Here is a 15,887-nt window from a genome sequence, read left to right on the forward strand (position 1 = left end):
GCCGGCGCTCAGAGGGTCGCGGCGAACGGGTCCCAGTCCTCGGGCAGCGCCGGCGGCACCTCGACAGTGCTCGGGATGTCGACGGCCTCCCCGTGCGCGGCGGACTCCTCGAGTGCGCACATGAGGTCGAGCACGTGGAAGGCGAGGAGCCCGGAGGCGCGCTCCGGCCGACCGGCGCGGATGGCCCGGGCCAGTTCGACCACCCCGTGTCCGCGCGTCATGGTCGCTCCCGTCGACGGGACCGGCGCCGACTCGCCGGAGCCGCGCCACAGCGTCGAGTCGCCGTCGAAGTTGTTGGGGTCGGGCAGCACGAGCGCCCCTTCGGTCCCCGACACCTCGAGCACGCCCGCGCGTTCCAGGGGCGACTGGAAACTGAAGGTGACCTGCGCGCTCGCCCCGCTCGCGAAGTCGACGATCCCCGCGACGTGCGTCGGCACCTCTACCGGGAACACCGTCCCTTCGCGCGGGCCCGACCCGATGATGCGTTCGGCGCGGGAGCGCGAGCCGCGGGCGATCACCCGGGTTGCCGGACCGAAGAGCTGCACGAGCCAGCTCAGGTAGTAGGGACCCATGTCGAAGAGCGGACCGCCGCCCCGCGCGTAGAGGAACTCGGGGCTCGGGTGCCAGCTCTCCGGCCCGGCGACCTGGAACAGGCTCAGCCCGGTGAGCGGGGTGCCGATCGCGCCCGACTCGATCAGGCGACGGGCGGTCTGCAGCCCGGCACCGAGGATCGTGTCGGGTGCGCAGGCCGCCCGCAGCCCGGCAGCATCCGCGGCGGCGAGCAGCTCACGCCCCGAATCGCGATCGAGACCGAACGGCTTCTCGCTGAACACGTGCTTGCCGGCCGCGATCGCCGCGATCCCGACCGGCACGTGCGCCGCCGGGATCGTCAGATTGACGACGATGTCGATGTCGTCCCGCGCCAGCAACTGCTCCACCGTGCCGCTCTCCGGGACACCGAACTCCGCGGCGCGCGCGGCGGCACGGTCGGCGTCCAGGTCCGCGAGCATGCGCACGTCGACATCCGCCGCGTCGCGGAGGTTGGGCAGGTACTGCGTGCTGATGACGCCGGCTCCGATGACGCCGACGCCGACCGGCCCGCTCACGCCGCGCCCTCGATCCGCTCGAGGTTCGCCTTGCCGAGCGCCAGACCCTGGTAGAGATCGCCGGCGTACTCGTCGAACTCGAGGATGCGGCGGGCCTCCGGGGCGGCACCGAGAACGGCCGCGAGTGGCATCGCACCCTCGCCCGCCGGCAGCTGGGCGTGGGTGTCGTGACTGATCGGGCCGTCCTTCACGTGGATGGCGGCCACTCGTGCGCCGAGCTGCTCGAGCAGGGCGACGGGGTCGCTGCCGCCGACCGCGGCCCAGTAGGTGTCGAGTTCGATCCGCACGGCGTCGTCGAGGTGCTCGGCGAGGGTCAGCAGCACCGGTTGGCCGTCCAGACGGTGCTCGAGCTCCCACGCGTGGTTGTGGTAGCCGACCTCGATTCCGTGCGGCGCGAAGCGGGCCGCCACCGCGTTGAGGCGGTCAGCGAGACGCGCGATGTCGTCGCGCGAGGTCCACTCCTCCACCGGGATGAACGGTTCGATCACGAGCCGGGTGCCGAGGCGATCGGCGGCGGTCAGGACGGCGTCGAGGTCGCCGTCGACGAGGCCGGCGTGGGCGGTGGGGGCAGAGAGCCCGTGGCGCGCGAGCGGCCCGGCGAGCAGCTCGACCGACTCGGCGAGCCCGAACGGCTCGACCGCCGTCAGCCCGATCGCCGCCACCTTGCCGAGCGTCGCGTCGGGATCGGCCGCCAGGTCGTCGCGCAGCGTGTAGAGCTGAACAGACAGGGGCATTCGCGTCATGGCGTCTCCGTCGACAGGCCCGGCTCGACAGCCCGGGTGGATCCTTAGATCATACCAATAGCCTGACCCGCCCCCGCGGTCAGGCGGGCTGCTTCTCGCCGAGACGGATCATGTTGCCGGCGGGGTCGCGGAACGCGCAGTCCCGCACGCCCCAGCCCTGATCCATCGGCTCCTGCAGCACCTCGCCGAGACCCGACGACTGCGCCTTCTCGAAGGCGGCGTCGAGATCGTCGGTATCGAACACGATCGGGCCGAACGCGCCCAGGCTCACAAGTGCGGCGATCTGGTCGCCCTCCTGCTGAGAGCGTCCGGCATGCGGCTGGCTGATCACGATCTGCCCGACGGTGGAGCCCGGGGTCGCGAGGGTGACCCAGCGGAACTCGCCGTAGGGGACGTCGTTCACGACCTCGAGGCCGAGCGCGTCGCGGTAGAAGGCGACGGCGGCGTCGACGTCGGGGGCGAGAACCGGGAAATGCGAGATGGTGATCGTCATGGGTCGAAGCTACTCAGGGCGCGACATCCGCCGCTTCTCGGATCCTGCTGAGTCTGCTCGGCCGTGAGATCACCATGGCGGTCTTCGGCGGGAGCGCCTTCCATCCCGCGTGGTCGAGCGCGCGGTAGGCGGAGGGCGACATCCCGACGATCTCGGTGAACCGCGAGCTGAACGAGCCGAGCGAGGTGGCCCCGACGGCGAGGCAGACCTCGGTCACCGACAGGCCCCCTCGGCGCAGAAGCTCCTGGGCACGCTCGATGCGTCGCGTCATCAGATACGAGTAGGGCGATTCGCCGTAGGCCGCGCGGAAGCGGCGGGCGAAGTGAGACGGCGACATGAGCGCGCGCCGCGCCATCTCGGGGACGTCGAGCGGCCGGGCGTAGTCGCGATCGATGAGGTCGCGGGCGCGACGCAGATGCGCGAGGTCGGCGAGCTCCTCTGGCGTCATGCGTGGAAGCGTAGCTATCCGGCGGAGCCGACGGCGGTGAACGCCAGCACCGACAGCCACGCGCCGAGGCCGGCCGAGACGAGCCAGAGTCCCAGCGAGATGACCCCGTCGACAGGCGTCGGCACCGTCTCCTCGTCGGGCGCCGCCGGGGTGAGCCCGAAGACGCGGCGGGGCGTGCCGTCGTACGCGAAACGCTGCCCGGCGACGTTCACCGAGCCGACGAGCGTCGCGACGAGGGCTTTGCTGCTGACGATGAACCACACCGGCACCACCCCCATGACGATGAACATGACCCCGACGAGGATGTTGCCGATGACCCCGACGCCGGTGACGGCACCGAGGATGAACTGAGCGCCGAGCCCGACGAAGAGGATCGGCCAGGCCCAGGCCAGGAGCGAGAGGCCGAACCCGCGGGCGATCACCACCGAGATGCCGGCGGCCGCCAGCATCCCGAAGATTCCGACCGGGGCGAAGACGACGACAGCCTCGGGGCACTCGGTCTCGATGACGTACGGGCCGCCCGACGCGCAGTACCCGCCGAGACCGATGACGACCCCCGCCGTCTGGTACAGCCCGCCGAAGAAGAAGGCGAACGCGAACCAGGAGACGAACGAGCCGACGACGCGCCACGCGGGGGCGTTGAACCGGGACATGGCCACACCGTAGCGGCTGGAAGGATGGGACGGTGAGCGCCACCCGTCCCGATCGTCGCCCCCTCGACGGCCGCTTCATCCGCCTCGAACCCTTCACCGTCGAGCACCTCCCCGGCCTCTGGACGGCGCTCGGGCGCCCCGAGGTGTTCGCCGGCGGGTACGGCGGCGGGCCGGCGGGTCTGCCGGCCGACGAGGCCGCCTTCGCCGAGTGGGCGCCGCGCTACTTCCCGCACGAGCAAGGCGTCACCTACGTCGCGCGTCTCGCGGCCGGTCCCGACGCCGGAACGATCGTCGGGGCGTCGAGTCTCGCCGACCTCGACCTCGAGAACGAGAGTGCGCACATCGGGTGGACCGCCTGGGATCCGCGCGTGTGGGCGGGGCCGGTCAATCCCGAAGCGAAGCTGCTGATGCTCGGCAGGGCCTTCGACCACGGGTTCGGGCGGGTGAAGCTGCAGGCCGACGACCGCAACGAGCGGTCCCGAGCGGCGATCACGAAGCTCGGCGCGACGTTCGAGGGCGTGCAGCGCCGCGACCGCCGCCGCGCGGACGGCACCTGGCGCGGGTCGGCGGTCTACTCGATCCTCATCGACGAGTGGCCGGCCGTGCGCGCGGGACTTGAGGCGCGGCTGGCGAACGCCGTGCCTCCCGTGCTTGCGTAGGATTTCGGGCATGGCCGAGATGGACGACGAGACGCGCGCGGAACTCGCCGAGCTGCGCCAGAGCATCGACAACATCGACGCCGCGCTCACCCACCTGCTCGCGGAGCGGTTCAAGGCGACGCAGCGCGTGGGGCGCCTCAAGGCGAAGCGCGGCCTCCCGCCGTCGGACCCGGAGCGCGAGCGCGTGCAGACCGCGCGGCTGAAGGCCCTCGCTCTCGAGGCCCAGCTCGACCCCGCGTTCGCCGAGAAGTGGTTCAACTTCGTCGTGGCCGAGGTCATCCATCACCACGAGCAGATCGCGAGCACCGGCACGATCTCGACGACGCCGTGAGCGGCGCGATCGCGACCTGGGATCCCCGGCAGCTGCCCTCGCAGGCCGGCCGCACGATCGTCGTCACCGGGGGCAGCACCGGCATCGGCTACTGGGCCTGCGAGCAGCTCGCCGCGACCGGAGCCCGGCTGGTGATCGCGGCCCGCTACGCCCCGAAGGCGCAGGAGGCGATCGCCTCCATCCGCTCCCGGGTGCCGGGCGCCGAGGTGCTGCACGTGCCGTTCGACCTCACGTCGCTCGACTCCGTGCGGCAGACGGCGGCCGACATCCAGGGTCTCGGTGGCGTCGACGTGCTGGTCAACAACGCGGGACTGGTCGTCGCCTCCGCGCGCCGCAAGACGACGAAGGACGGGCTCGAACTCGAGGTCGGCGGCAACTTCGTCGGGCACTTCGCGCTCACCGCGCTGCTGTTCCCGGTGCTGCGGGACCGCGTCGTCGGCCTCGGGTCGCTCTCCACGATGATGACGAAGCTGGATGCCGACGACCTGATGTCGGAACGGACGTACCGGCCGTTCCGGGCGTACGCGTTCTCCAAGCACGCCGTGCACGGTTTCGCGTTCGAACTCGACCGGCGCCTGCGGGCCGCCGGGGATGCCCGAAAGTCGCTGCTCGCGCATCCGGGGTACGCGGTCAACGAACTCTCCGAGAAGCGCCCGGGTGTCATCACCAACTCGAAGGGCTGGCAGCGTCTCGGCGGCTACCTGTCGGCGCCGGTCGCCCAGGGCAAGGACCACGGGGCGTGGCCCGTCGTGCGGGCTGCCATCGATCCGGCGGCGGACTCGGGCGAGTTCTACGGCCCCGGGCAGATGCTCGGGATGCGGGGCACCCCCGTCGTGCAGGCGCCCGTCACGTCGTCGTCGTCGCCGGAGTTCGGCGCGAAGCTGTGGACGCTCGCCGAAGAGTGGTCGGGCGTCGAGTTCCCTGTCCCCACCGCGGGTTGAGTGCCGGACGCACTGCGTCCGGTGTATCGAAACCACACCCGCGGGCTACTCGGCGACGGTTTCGATACACCGCGCTGCGCGCGGCACTCAACCCACGGTGAAGGTCAGTAGCCGACGACGGGGCCGAAGTGGTCGGCGAGGGTCGACCGTGAGGACGACTGGAGTTCGTCGAGCGGGATCGTGAAGTGGTCCTGCAGTTCGAGCGCGCCACCGGTGTCGGTGACGCCGATGCGCAACACCGGGTAGCCGCGACCCTCGCAGAGGCGCATGAACTTGACGTCCTCCTCACGCGGCACCGCGACGAGCACGCGGCCGGTCGACTCCGAGAACAGTGCCGTCGCGAGGTCGACCCCGTCGCGCTCCCGGAGTTCGTCGAGGAACACCCGGGCGCCGACGCCGAAGCGCAGCACGGCGTCGGTCAGCGCCGTCGCGAGACCGCCGTCGGCCAGGTCGTGCGCCGCGTTGAGCAGGCCCTCGTGCGCGGCGGCGGCCAGCAGCGAGCCCAGTTCCCGCTCGCGGGTCAGGTCGACGGTCGGCGGGCGCCCGCCGAGGTGGCCGTGCACGACTCCGGCCCAGGCGGAGCCGTCCAGCTCGAGCGCGGTCGTGCCGAGCAGGTAGAGGTTGTCGCCGGCGTCCTGCCAGCCCGACGGCACGCGGCGGGCGACGTCGTCGATGACGCCGAGCACGGCGACCACAGGCGTCGGGTGGATCGGCACGTCGCCCGTCTGGTTGTAGAACGAGACGTTGCCGCCGGTGACCGGGATGCCGATTTCGAGGCAGCCGTCGGCGAGACCGGTGACCGCGCGCTCGAACTGCCACATCACCTCGGGGTTCTCGGGGCTGCCGAAGTTCAGACAGTCCGAGACCGCGACCGGGGTCGCTCCGGTGACGGCGACGTTGCGGTACGCCTCGGCGAGGGCGAGCTGCGCGCCCTGGTACGGGTCGAGGTAGCAGTAGCGGCCGTTGGCATCCGTCGCGACGGCGAAGCCGAGGCCGCTCGTCTCGTCGACCCGCACCATGCCCCCGTCGTCGGGGTAGGAGAGCGCGGTGTTGCCGAGCACGTACTTGTCGTACTGGTTGGTGATCCAGCTCTTGTCGGCGAGGTTGGCACTTCCCACCAGGCGAAGCAGGTCGGCCCGGAGCGCATCGCCCGAGGCGGGGCGGGGGAGCATGGATGCCGTGTCCGCGTTGAGCGCGTCGATCCAGGTCGGCCGCACGATCGGCCGCTCGTAGACGGGGCCGTCGACGGCGACGGTGCGGGGGTCGACATCCACGATCGTCTCGCCGCGCCAGGTGATGGTGAGGCGTCCGGAGTCGTTGACCTCGCCGAGCACGCTCGTCTCGACATCCCACTTGGCGGTCACGGCGAGGAAGCCCGCGAGCTTCTCCGGCGTGACGATCGCCATCATGCGCTCCTGGCTCTCCGACATGAGGATCTCCTCGGCGGTGAGCGTCGAATCGCGCAGGAGCACGGCATCCAGCTCGATCGCCATGCCGCCGTCGCCGTTGCTGGCGAGCTCGGAGGTGGCGCACGAGATGCCGGCGGCGCCCAGATCCTGGATGCCTTCGACGAGGTCGCCCGCGAACAGTTCGAGGCAGCACTCGATGAGCACCTTCTCGGCGAACGGGTCGCCGACCTGCACGGCAGGGCGCTTCGTGGGGCCGCCCTCGGCGAACGTGTCGGAGGCGAGGATGGAGGCGCCGCCGATGCCGTCGCCGCCGGTGCGGGCACCGAACAGCACGACCTTGTTGCCCGCACCGCGAGCGTTGGCGAGGTGCAGGTCCTCGTGGCGGAGCACCCCGACCGCGAGGGCGTTGACGAGGGGGTTCGCCTGGTACACCGGGTCGAACCAGGTCTCGCCGCCGATGTTCGGCAGGCCGAGGCAGTTGGCGTAGAACGAGATGCCGCTGACGACGCCGGGCACGACGCGGGCGGTGTCGCGATGGTCGATCGCGCCGAAGCGGAGGGCGTCCATGACCGCAACCGGGCGCGCGCCCATCGAGATGATGTCGCGCACGATCCCACCGACGCCGGTCGCCGCACCCTGGAAGGGCTCGATGTACGACGGGTGGTTGTGGGACTCGATCTTGAAAGTGACGGCCCAGCCCTCGCCGATGTCGACGACGCCGGCGTTCTCGCCCATGCCGACCATGAGGTTCTTCGTCATCTCGTCGGAGACCTTCGCCCCGAACTGGCGCAGGTGCACCTTGCTCGACTTGTAGGAGCAGTGCTCGCTCCACATCACGGAGTACATGGCGAGCTCGCCCGACGTGGGGCGGCGGCCGAGGATGTCGCGGATCCGCTGGTACTCGTCGGCTTTGAGTCCGAGAGCGGCGTAGGGCTGCTCGCGCTCGGGAGTGGTGGCGGCGTTCTCAACCGAGTCGATCATCGGGGATGAGCTTACCGGCGCGCGAAAGGCTGGCAGGATCAAGCGTGCTCACCCTCGCCGCCGCCATCGTCGCGCTCGTCCTCTTCGCCGGGCTGGTCGTCTTCCAGCTCGCGCTCGCCGCAGGCGCCCCGTGGGGTCGAGCGGCGTACGGGGGTCAGGCGCCGGGCGTGCTGCCCCGGCAGTTCCGCCTCTCCAGCGTCGTGGCCGCCGTGGTGTGGTCGGGGGTCGCGCTCGTCGTCGCCCGGCACGGCGGCATCCCGGTGTGGGCGCCGCTGCCGGATTCCTGGTTGCCCGTCGCCGTCTGGGTGGTCGTGGGTCTGCTCGCGATCGCCGTCGTGCTCAACACGATCACGCGCAGCCGCATCGAGCGGGCGATCTGGCTGCCGACGACGATCGTGCTGCTCGCGGCGACCCTGACGGTCGCGCTGACGGCGGTCGTCTAAGGGCGTTCAGCGCCAGATGCCCGCGAGCGCGCTCCGGGCATCCGCCGACATGCGAGCGAACCGCTCCCGCTCGACGGAGTCGAAGTCCCGCGCGGCGACGGTCGCGTCGAGACGGCTGAGCTGCTCCTCGACGGCGGAACGGTCGGCGTCGCGTCGGCAGGCATAGCCGACCTCGCGCAGGGCGCCGTACAGCCGTGCGGCGACATCCGGATCCGCCGCCCCGTAATGCCGCAGCTGGGCGATGCCGGTTTCCAGCAGTGCGGCGAACTCATGGCGCTGCACGAGCAGGCGGGTGATGCCGTCGTCGTCGACGAGCACGGGCGCCTGCTCGGGGAGCCGCGCGAGGTCGCTCAGCACGGCCGCGACGTGTCCGAGTGCGTGCACCGCCGTGGTCGGATCGTTGATGCCCGGCGACACGGCCCGCGTGGCGATGTCGAGCAACTGGCGCAGCCCGAAGCCGATGTCCTGCGTGGGGGTGCGTTCGTAGGCGATCCCGAACGCCAACGTGATCGCCCGAGCCAGGTCTCGCGCTTCGGCGTCCGCGACGCCGCCCCGCCGGAGTGGATCGCGGAACCACCAGAAGGCGAGCGGCGTGCCGGCCACGACGTTGGTGCCGACGGCACGCACCTCCTCGATCACGAGATCGTGCTCGACGGCGAGGTCGACGAGCCGCTCCCGGTCGGTGCCGGTGAGGAAGCCGGAGGCGGTCGCGTCGGCGGATCTCGCCGACTCCGGCCGCGGCGGGGGCTCCGCGCCGGCGTCGTCCTCCGGGGTCTCCCCGGTGCCACGGAGCAGATCGATCGTCGCGCTCGTCTCGCGGTGCACGTCGCGCATCACCGTCTCGATGCGCAGCTGCCGGGCGAGGTGGGCGAGGAACAGCACCAGCATGATGACGCTCGCGACGGTCAGCAGGAACGCGAGGGTGATCGCGAACCGCGGCACGGCGGCGTCGCCCTCGTCGTCGGCGTCGCGCACCGTGCGCAGCACCGTGAGCGCGAAAGCGAAGGTCGCCAGGAAGACGGCGAGCGTGCGGTGCACGACACGATCGCGCGCGAAGAGCCGGAGAACCCGGGGCGAAGCCTGGCTGCTCGCGAGCTGCAGGGCGACCACGGTCAGCGAGAAGGTGAGGGTCGTCGCCGACACGAGGGACCCGGCGATCGCGGCGAGAACGGCGCGTGCCGCGTCGGGGCCGCCGGAGAACAGGAGCGCCGCGAACCAGCCGGGGATGCGGTCGTCGAGGGCTGCGTCAGCGATCGGGACCACGACGCCGAGTGCGACCGCGACCACGATCGCGGCGACCGGGGTCGGCCACAGTCGGGCGGCGAGGCTCTCCCGCAGCGAGGCGAACCGGAGCCGGTCGCCACGGGCACGCCGGTCGCTGTGAGCCATCGGGCAATGCTAGCCGCGCGCTCTCAGCGGGCCCCGAGCTAGCGTGGTGAGGGAGCAGAGGGAGCCCGACGTGCCCGAACTGAACGAGTGGGGCGAATTCGCCCTGGGAACCGCGGCCGCCCTCGTGGTCGCCGTCGTCGCTGTCGCGATCGTGGCGATCCCGATCCGGCTCGTCGCCCGCCGACGCGGCTGGGAGCCGAAGCTACTGGGACGGATGCGGCGTCCGTTCCGGGCGCTCGTGCTGCTCGGCGCCCTCGCGATCGTGGTCGTGCTGTGGCTGCCCACGGATCTCGCGGACTGGCGGGGCGGCATCCTGCACGTGCTCGCGGTCGCGCTGATCGCGGCTGGCGCCTGGCTGCTGGCCGGAATCGTCGGCGTGCTGTTCGCCCGGGTCCTCGCGGGCTATCGCACCGACGTCGCCGACAACCGCGTCGCCCGCCGCGTGCACACGCAGGTCGGCATCCTGAGGCGCGTCATCTACGTGGTGATCGGCATCCTGGCGATCGGCGCCATCCTGCTGACCTTCCCCGAAGTGCAGGCGGTGGGCGCGAGTCTGCTCGCCTCGGCGGGAGTGCTGAGCGTCGTCGCGGGCATCGCGGCGCAGGGCACCCTCGCGAACGTCTTCGCCGGACTGCAGCTCGCGTTCTCCGACGCGATCCGGGTCGACGACGTCGTGATCGCCGATGGCGAATGGGGTCGCATCGAGGAGATCACCCTCACCTACGTCGTCGTGCACGTCTGGGACGACCGCCGGCTCGTGCTGCCGTCGACCTATTTCACCTCCACCCCGTTCCAGAACTGGACGCGCCGCGGGAGCGAGCTGCTCGGCAGCGTCGAACTCGACCTGGACTGGACCGTCAGCCCGTCGAAGATGAGGGAGCACCTGGCCGAGGTGCTCGACGCCGATCCGCTCTGGGACCGCCGCTCGTCGGTGCTGCAGATCACCGACGCGACCGGCGGGCTCGTACGGGTGCGCATCCTGGTCACCGCCCAGAACGCGGGAGCCCTCTGGGACCTGCGTTGCAACGTGCGCGAGGCGATGGTCGAGTGGTTGCACGACACGCACCAGGACGCCCTGCCGCGCACGCGCGTCTCGATGATCGACCCCGCGGCGCGCACCCGGCGGCGCGCGACGACGGAGCCGCACGAAGGCGTGTTCAGCGGGTCGGAGGGCGCCGAGCGACGCGGGCAGAGCTTCACGCAGTCGGTGCCGATCCAGCGGCCGGCGGACACCGGCGCGGTCGCGGTCGCCCCGGAACTCCTCCCTGAGGGGGAGTCGCCGCGCGACCAGGCTCGGTAGCGTCGAGAGGAACGCGCCACCGACCATCTGGGAGTTGAGAGATGACGCAGGGACAGACACTCGTCTTCGACGGGGTGACGAAGCGCTTCGGCGCCGTCGCCGCCGTCTCCGACCTGGACTTCACCGTCGCACCGGGACGGGTCACCGGATTCCTCGGCCCGAACGGCGCCGGCAAGACGACGACGCTGCGCATGTTGCTCGGCCTGGTCAGTGCCACGAGCGGCCGCGCGACGATCGGCGGTCAGGCGTACGCCGACATCCGGCAGCCGATGCTCAGCGTCGGGGCCTCGCTCGAGGCCTCGTTCCACCCCGGACGATCCGGACGCGCTCACCTCTCCGTCGTCGCGAAGGCCGCGGGCATCCCGCGCGAGCGCGTGGGGGCGGTGCTCGAGCAGACCGGCATGACCCCGTACGCCGACCGCCGGGTGGGCGGCTACTCGCTCGGCATGCGCCAGCGACTAGGGCTCGCCACGGCCCTCCTCGGCGATCCCGGCGTGCTCGTGCTCGACGAGCCCATCAACGGACTCGACCCCGAGGGCATCCGCTGGATCCGTTCCTTCCTGCGCGCGCTCGCCGACGAGGGCCGCACCATCCTGGTCAGCTCGCACCTGCTGAGCGAAGTGCGGCAGACGGTGGATGACGTGGTCGTCATCGCCGGCGGCCGGCTGCGCTACGTGGGCGGGCTCGCGGCACTCGAAGGCGCCGCGACCACGGGCAGCGTCGTCGACGCTCCCGACCGGGCCGCTCTCGCCGACGCTCTCGCGAAAGCGGGTCTCACCTGGCAGGCGAACGCCGAGGGTCTCATGGTGGCGATCGAACCCGTCGAGGTGGGTCGTATCGCCCTCGCCGCCGGGGTCGCGCTGAGCGCCCTCGCGGCGTCGGGCGCCGGACTCGAGGACGAGTTCCTCGCGCTCGTCGCCGATCCGGATCGCGGCGTCGAAGGAGGGCGGGCCTGATGAGCTTCTTCAACGCACTCTCGTCGGAGGTCGGCAAGATCGTCTCCACCCGTCTGTGGTGGGTGCTCGCGATCATCCTGTTCGGCTACGTCGCCCTCGCCGCGGCGGCGATCGGCTTCTTCCTGAGCATCAGTCCCGAAGAGGCCGGCCTGCCGATCCCCGACGACTTCCTCGCCCCGCTGGTCTACGGCATGACCACCGCGACCGGGTACGTCTTCCCGATCATCTTCGGCGCACTGTCGATCACGGCGGAGGTGCGCCACCGCACCCTCGCGACGGCGTTCCTCGCGACCCCCCACCGGGCGGTCGTGCTCGCGGCGAAGGCCGTCGCCGGTCTGCTCGTCGGTGCCTTCTACGGCGTCGTCGGCCTGTTGGGATCCGTCGGTGTCGGCGCACCGGTGCTCGCCGCGAGCGGCCAGCAGACCTTGCTCGACGACGGCGACACCTGGCTGCTGCTCGGCCGGATCGTGCTGGCGATGGCGCTCTGGGGTCTCGTCGGCGTCGGACTCGGGGTGCTCATCCCGAGCCAGATCGGGTCGATCATCACGATCCTCGCCTTCACCCAGTTCGTCGAGCCGATCCTGCGCACGGCGGCGGCGTTCGCCGACTGGCTCGGCGAGATCGGCCGTTTCCTGCCCGGCGCGGCGGGGGACGCCCTGGTCGGGGCGAGCTTCTTCACGGTGTTCTCGGGTGCCGGTGCGGGCCCCGCTCCGCTGGAGTGGTGGCAGGGCGGGCTCGTGCTCGCGGCCTACGCGGTGCTGTTCGGCGCGATCGGCGCGGTCACGACCTGGCGCCGGGATCTCACCTAGACCCTCGTGCGTCAGGCCTGGGTGCGCGCCTCATGACCAGCGGGAGGCGAGCACCGCGACGCCCGCGACCGCGGCCATGACGAGCGCCATGGCCGCGTAACTCCCCAGGCCGGTTGCGACCAGGGGCCCGATTGCGGGAGTCAGCGCGGCGGTGATCGTGATCGGGGCGGCGAACACCCCGTTGATGGCCCCGTAGTTGCGGGTGCCCCAGCGGTCGGCGACCGCCGAACCCTGCACGAGGGTCTGGGCACCCCGCACCGCTCCGGCGAGAACGCCGACGCCGATCAGCACCGCGGCCGGACCCGGGGTCAGCGCGAGGACGACGAGCAGCAGGGCGGACAGCGCGGCGACGATCGCCACCGGAACCCAGGCCCGCGAGGCCGTCGGCAGCAGCACGAACAGCAGGCGCCCGATCACCTGCCCCGCACCGAGCAGCCCGAGGCCGACGGCCGCGAGCTCGAACGACATCCCCTTCTCGGTGAACAGCGGGATGGCGGCCAACGTCACGCTGTACAGCGCGACCGTCACGGCGATCATGCTCACCTCGAGGAACCAGAACGAGCGCGTGCGCAGCACCGAGCGCACCGAGTGCTCGTCGCCGACGTGGTGGTGCGGGCCGTGCACCGGCCACGATCGCTCGAGCGACAGCGCGTGCAGCGGGATCGTGACGACGGCGAGGATGCCGGCGAGCACGAGGAACGTCGCCCGCCAGTCGAGCACCGTCAGCAGCCCGGCGACGACGGGAGCGAACACCGTCGAGGCGAGTCCCCCGGCGAGGGTGAGGATCGTCATCGGACCCTGACGCCGTGCCCCGTAGCGGCGGGTGATGACGGTGAACGCCGCCTGGTAGAGGATCGCCGACTGCGCGGTTCCGACGACGAGCCAGCCGAGGCCGAATGCGACCGGGTTCGGCGCGAGTGCGACGACGACGAACCCGGCGACCCCGACGACCGACCCGAGGGTCATCACCGACCGGGGGCCGCGGGCATCCAGTAGGCGTCCGGTGACCACGCCGGTGAGAGCGGAGACGACGAGCCCCGCCGAGAAGAGAGCCGTGACGAGGGCGACGGGCCATCCGGTGTCGCGGGCGATCACCGGCGATGCGACGATCAGTGCGTAGTAGAGCACGCCCCAGCTGACGACCTGACCGACCGACAGGGCCGCGAGACGCCACCCCCGCGTCGCGCGGGAGTCGTCGGTCACGGGACGAAGCTACATGTTCCCGAACCGCGGCGGTTTCGCGTTCCGGTAGCTGAGCAGCACGCTGCCGTTGGCGAACCCGCGTGGCGGCGCGACGGCGTCGAATGCGGCGGGCACGACACCATCCCGGAACACCCGCCGGCCCGATCCGAGCACGACCGGGTAGATCCAGAGGTCGAGGACGTCGACGAGGCCGTGCGCCAACAGCGTCGTCAGCAGCTCCCCGCTGCCCCACACCCGGATCTCACCGAAGTTCTGCTTCAGGGCGGCGACCTCGCGCGGCACGTCGCGCACGACCGTCGTCCCCCGCCACGCCGTCTCGTCGGGGAGGGTGTGGGAGGCGACGAACTTCGGGATGCCGTTGAAGTGCGCCCCGACCGGGTCGCCTTCGGCGGCGTTCGGCCAGTGCCGCACCCAGATGTCGTAGGTCGTGCGGCCGAGGAGGAGCGCATCCGCCCCCAGGATCTGCTCGAGGATCACGCCGCCGGATTCCGCTTCCGCGTACGGGGCCTGCCAGCCGCCGAACGGGAAGCCGCCCGACGGGTCCTCGGTCAGCTGGCCGGGAGCCTGCATGACGCCGTCGAGCGTCGAGAACATGGTGACCGCGAGGCGTCCCACGGGTGCTTCTCCTAGCGCCCGCCGGGTGGGCCTGCGGCGAGCAGGGCCACGAAGATCGCGACGAGCAGCACGGCGAAGACCGCCACGAGCACGGCCGGCCGTCGCACGAACCAGCGTGCGATCGCGTCGAGCGGAGTGCGATCGGGGTGAGCCGCATCCGCGTCGGTACGCCACGCGCCGTCGAGCTTGCCGCGACGGTCGAGGACGACATCCATCGGGATGGTCGCGTAGGGCACGATCGCGCTCGCCACCGCGAGCACCACGAGCCCCGGGCTCCACCGCCGGTCGATCCCGACGAGCAGGGCGACCCCCGCGTAGGCGAGGAAGACGAACCCGTGGATGCCGCCGCCGATCGTCACGCCGAGCGCCCAGCCGGTGGTGGCGCGCAGCACGAGCCCGGCGATGAGGAGCGTCCAGGTGATCGCCTCGGCGACGGCGACGAGGCGGAAGAGCAGCTTCGGGGTCATGCGCGGGCGAGGGCGTGCTGGAGGACGCTCGTGAAGAAGGTGAGACCGTCGACCCCGGAGCGCATCGCGACGTCGGTGTCGGGGCCGAAGCCCGGCTCGACGGCGTGCTCGGGGTGGGGCATGAGCCCGACGACGTTGCCGCGCTCGTTCGTCAGCCCCGCGATGTCGTTGAGCGAGCCGTTCGGGTTGAGTCCGGTGTACCGGAAGGCGACCAGGCCGTCGCCCTCGAGCCGCGCGAGCGTCTCGGCGTCGGCGATGAATCCGCCCTCGCCATTCTTCAGCGGGACCGTGATCTCTTGACCCTGCTGGAACCCGTTCGTCCACGCGGTCTCGGCGTTCTCGACCCGGAGGCCCTGATCACGGCAGACGAAGTCGCCGTGGTCGTTGCGGATGAGCCCGCCCGGCAGGAGGTGGGCCTCGACGAGAACCTGGAATCCGTTGCAGATACCGAGCACGGGCATGCCGGAGTTCGCCGCCTCGACGACCTCGCGCATGATCGGGCTGCGGGCGGCGATGGCCCCGCAGCGCAGGTAGTCGCCGTACGAGAAGCCGCCCGGGAGCACGATCGCGTCGACGCCCTGGAGGTCGTGGTCGCCGTGCCACAGGGCGACCGGCTCGGCACCGGCGATGCGCGCCGCGCGCTGGGCGTCGCGGTCGTCGAGCGAACCGGGGAAGGTGACGACGCCGATCTTCACTCAGGCCACCGTGACCTTGACGACGTCTTCGATGACGGAGTTGCTGAGCATCTCGTCGGCGAGCTTCTGCGCGTGGGCGAGCACGGCATCCGTCACCTCGCCGTCGACCGTGAGCTCGAAGCGCTTGCCGATGCGCACGTCGCTGAACGGGTGGCCGCCTTCGCGGCGCAGGGCTCCGGCGACGGCCTTGCCCGCCGGGTCGAGAAGCTCCGCCTTGGGCATGACCTCGACGACGATCGTGGGCAA

The 15,887-nt window shown here is 71.6% G+C and carries 19 protein-coding genes; 7 read left to right on the forward strand and 12 right to left on the reverse strand.

Going from position 1 to position 15,887, the window contains the following annotated elements:
- Positions 1-8 precede the first annotated feature (8 nt).
- The 5 genes from ACILQS_RS00185 to ACILQS_RS00205 form a co-directional block, all read right to left on the reverse strand.
- On the reverse strand, positions 9-1,106 hold the full coding sequence (locus ACILQS_RS00185; protein WP_395638072.1) for a Gfo/Idh/MocA family protein: 1,098 nt from the start codon (positions 1,104-1,106) through the stop codon (positions 9-11).
- Complete coding sequence (locus tag ACILQS_RS00190) at positions 1,103-1,849, reverse strand: sugar phosphate isomerase/epimerase family protein (protein ID WP_395638073.1); 747 nt, start codon at positions 1,847-1,849, stop codon at positions 1,103-1,105. Before ACILQS_RS00190 ends, ACILQS_RS00185 begins: the two co-directional genes overlap by 4 nt.
- Positions 1,850-1,928: 79 nt before the next feature.
- Positions 1,929-2,342 (reverse strand): VOC family protein, encoded by a 414-nt coding sequence (locus ACILQS_RS00195; RefSeq protein ID WP_395638074.1) that lies wholly within the window; start codon positions 2,340-2,342, stop codon positions 1,929-1,931.
- A 13-nt stretch (positions 2,343-2,355) separates the two neighbouring features.
- On the reverse strand, positions 2,356-2,790 hold the full coding sequence (locus ACILQS_RS00200) for a helix-turn-helix domain-containing protein (protein ID WP_395638075.1): 435 nt from the start codon (positions 2,788-2,790) through the stop codon (positions 2,356-2,358).
- A 14-nt stretch (positions 2,791-2,804) separates the two neighbouring features.
- Positions 2,805-3,443, reverse strand: coding sequence for a hypothetical protein (locus ACILQS_RS00205; protein WP_395638076.1), 639 nt, complete (start codon positions 3,441-3,443; stop codon positions 2,805-2,807).
- Between the two features lie 32 nt (positions 3,444-3,475).
- Between ACILQS_RS00205 and ACILQS_RS00210 the strand changes: the two genes are divergently transcribed.
- From ACILQS_RS00210 to ACILQS_RS00220, 3 genes are read left to right on the forward strand one after another with little or no spacing between them, the layout of a single operon-like run.
- Positions 3,476-4,102: a GNAT family N-acetyltransferase gene (locus ACILQS_RS00210; RefSeq protein WP_395638077.1), complete on the forward strand. Its 627-nt coding sequence runs from the start codon at positions 3,476-3,478 to the stop codon at positions 4,100-4,102.
- A 10-nt stretch (positions 4,103-4,112) separates the two neighbouring features.
- On the forward strand, positions 4,113-4,433 hold the full coding sequence (locus tag ACILQS_RS00215) for a chorismate mutase (protein WP_395638078.1): 321 nt from the start codon (positions 4,113-4,115) through the stop codon (positions 4,431-4,433).
- Entirely contained in the window at positions 4,430-5,374 is a 945-nt protein-coding gene (locus ACILQS_RS00220) for an SDR family NAD(P)-dependent oxidoreductase (RefSeq protein WP_395638079.1), read from the forward strand. The genes ACILQS_RS00215 and ACILQS_RS00220 overlap by 4 nt, the downstream gene beginning before the upstream one ends.
- A 104-nt stretch (positions 5,375-5,478) precedes the next feature.
- Here the strand turns inward: ACILQS_RS00220 and purL are convergent, their stop codons facing one another.
- Positions 5,479-7,764, reverse strand: coding sequence for a phosphoribosylformylglycinamidine synthase subunit PurL (gene purL / locus ACILQS_RS00225; RefSeq protein ID WP_395638080.1), 2,286 nt, complete (start codon positions 7,762-7,764; stop codon positions 5,479-5,481).
- Between the two features lie 44 nt (positions 7,765-7,808).
- On the opposite strand from purL, the gene ACILQS_RS00230 reads away from it, so the two are divergent.
- Positions 7,809-8,207, forward strand: a complete 399-nt coding sequence (locus ACILQS_RS00230; RefSeq protein WP_395638081.1) for a hypothetical protein — start codon at positions 7,809-7,811, stop codon at positions 8,205-8,207.
- Between the two features lie 6 nt (positions 8,208-8,213).
- On the opposite strand, the gene ACILQS_RS00235 is transcribed toward ACILQS_RS00230, so the two are convergent.
- Complete coding sequence (locus ACILQS_RS00235; RefSeq protein WP_395638082.1) at positions 8,214-9,596, reverse strand: DUF2254 domain-containing protein; 1,383 nt, start codon at positions 9,594-9,596, stop codon at positions 8,214-8,216.
- A 70-nt stretch (positions 9,597-9,666) separates the two neighbouring features.
- Between ACILQS_RS00235 and ACILQS_RS00240 the strand changes: the two genes are divergently transcribed.
- The 3 genes from ACILQS_RS00240 to ACILQS_RS00250 are packed head-to-tail and all read left to right on the forward strand — an operon-like array spanning position 9,667 to position 12,661.
- On the forward strand, positions 9,667-10,896 hold the full coding sequence (locus ACILQS_RS00240) for a mechanosensitive ion channel family protein (RefSeq protein WP_395638083.1): 1,230 nt from the start codon (positions 9,667-9,669) through the stop codon (positions 10,894-10,896).
- A 41-nt stretch (positions 10,897-10,937) separates the two neighbouring features.
- A complete protein-coding gene (locus tag ACILQS_RS00245) occupies positions 10,938-11,852 on the forward strand; it encodes an ATP-binding cassette domain-containing protein (protein WP_395638084.1) in 915 nt (304 codons plus the stop codon).
- Positions 11,852-12,661 (forward strand): ABC transporter permease, encoded by an 810-nt coding sequence (locus ACILQS_RS00250; protein ID WP_395638085.1) that lies wholly within the window; start codon positions 11,852-11,854, stop codon positions 12,659-12,661. Before ACILQS_RS00245 ends, ACILQS_RS00250 begins: the two co-directional genes overlap by 1 nt.
- 30 nt (positions 12,662-12,691) lie before the next feature.
- Here the strand turns inward: ACILQS_RS00250 and ACILQS_RS00255 are convergent, their stop codons facing one another.
- The 5 genes from ACILQS_RS00255 to purS are packed head-to-tail and all read right to left on the reverse strand — an operon-like array spanning position 12,692 to position 15,887.
- A complete protein-coding gene (locus ACILQS_RS00255; RefSeq protein ID WP_395638086.1) occupies positions 12,692-13,864 on the reverse strand; it encodes an MFS transporter in 1,173 nt (390 codons plus the stop codon).
- A gap of 9 nt (positions 13,865-13,873) precedes the next feature.
- Positions 13,874-14,479: a dihydrofolate reductase family protein gene (locus ACILQS_RS00260; RefSeq protein ID WP_395638087.1), complete on the reverse strand. Its 606-nt coding sequence runs from the start codon at positions 14,477-14,479 to the stop codon at positions 13,874-13,876.
- A gap of 11 nt (positions 14,480-14,490) precedes the next feature.
- Positions 14,491-14,946: a DUF3817 domain-containing protein gene (locus ACILQS_RS00265; protein ID WP_395638088.1), complete on the reverse strand. Its 456-nt coding sequence runs from the start codon at positions 14,944-14,946 to the stop codon at positions 14,491-14,493.
- On the reverse strand, positions 14,943-15,641 hold the full coding sequence (purQ, locus tag ACILQS_RS00270; RefSeq protein WP_395638089.1) for a phosphoribosylformylglycinamidine synthase subunit PurQ: 699 nt from the start codon (positions 15,639-15,641) through the stop codon (positions 14,943-14,945). Before purQ ends, ACILQS_RS00265 begins: the two co-directional genes overlap by 4 nt.
- Positions 15,642-15,887 carry a phosphoribosylformylglycinamidine synthase subunit PurS gene (gene purS, locus ACILQS_RS00275; protein WP_395638090.1) on the reverse strand — a complete coding sequence of 82 codons (246 nt, stop codon included), beginning with the start codon at positions 15,885-15,887 and terminating at the stop codon, positions 15,642-15,644.

Origin of the sequence: Pseudolysinimonas sp., assembly GCF_044239695.1 — a bacterium.
In the GTDB taxonomy this organism is placed as follows: Bacteria; Actinomycetota; Actinomycetes; order Actinomycetales; family Microbacteriaceae; genus Pseudolysinimonas_A.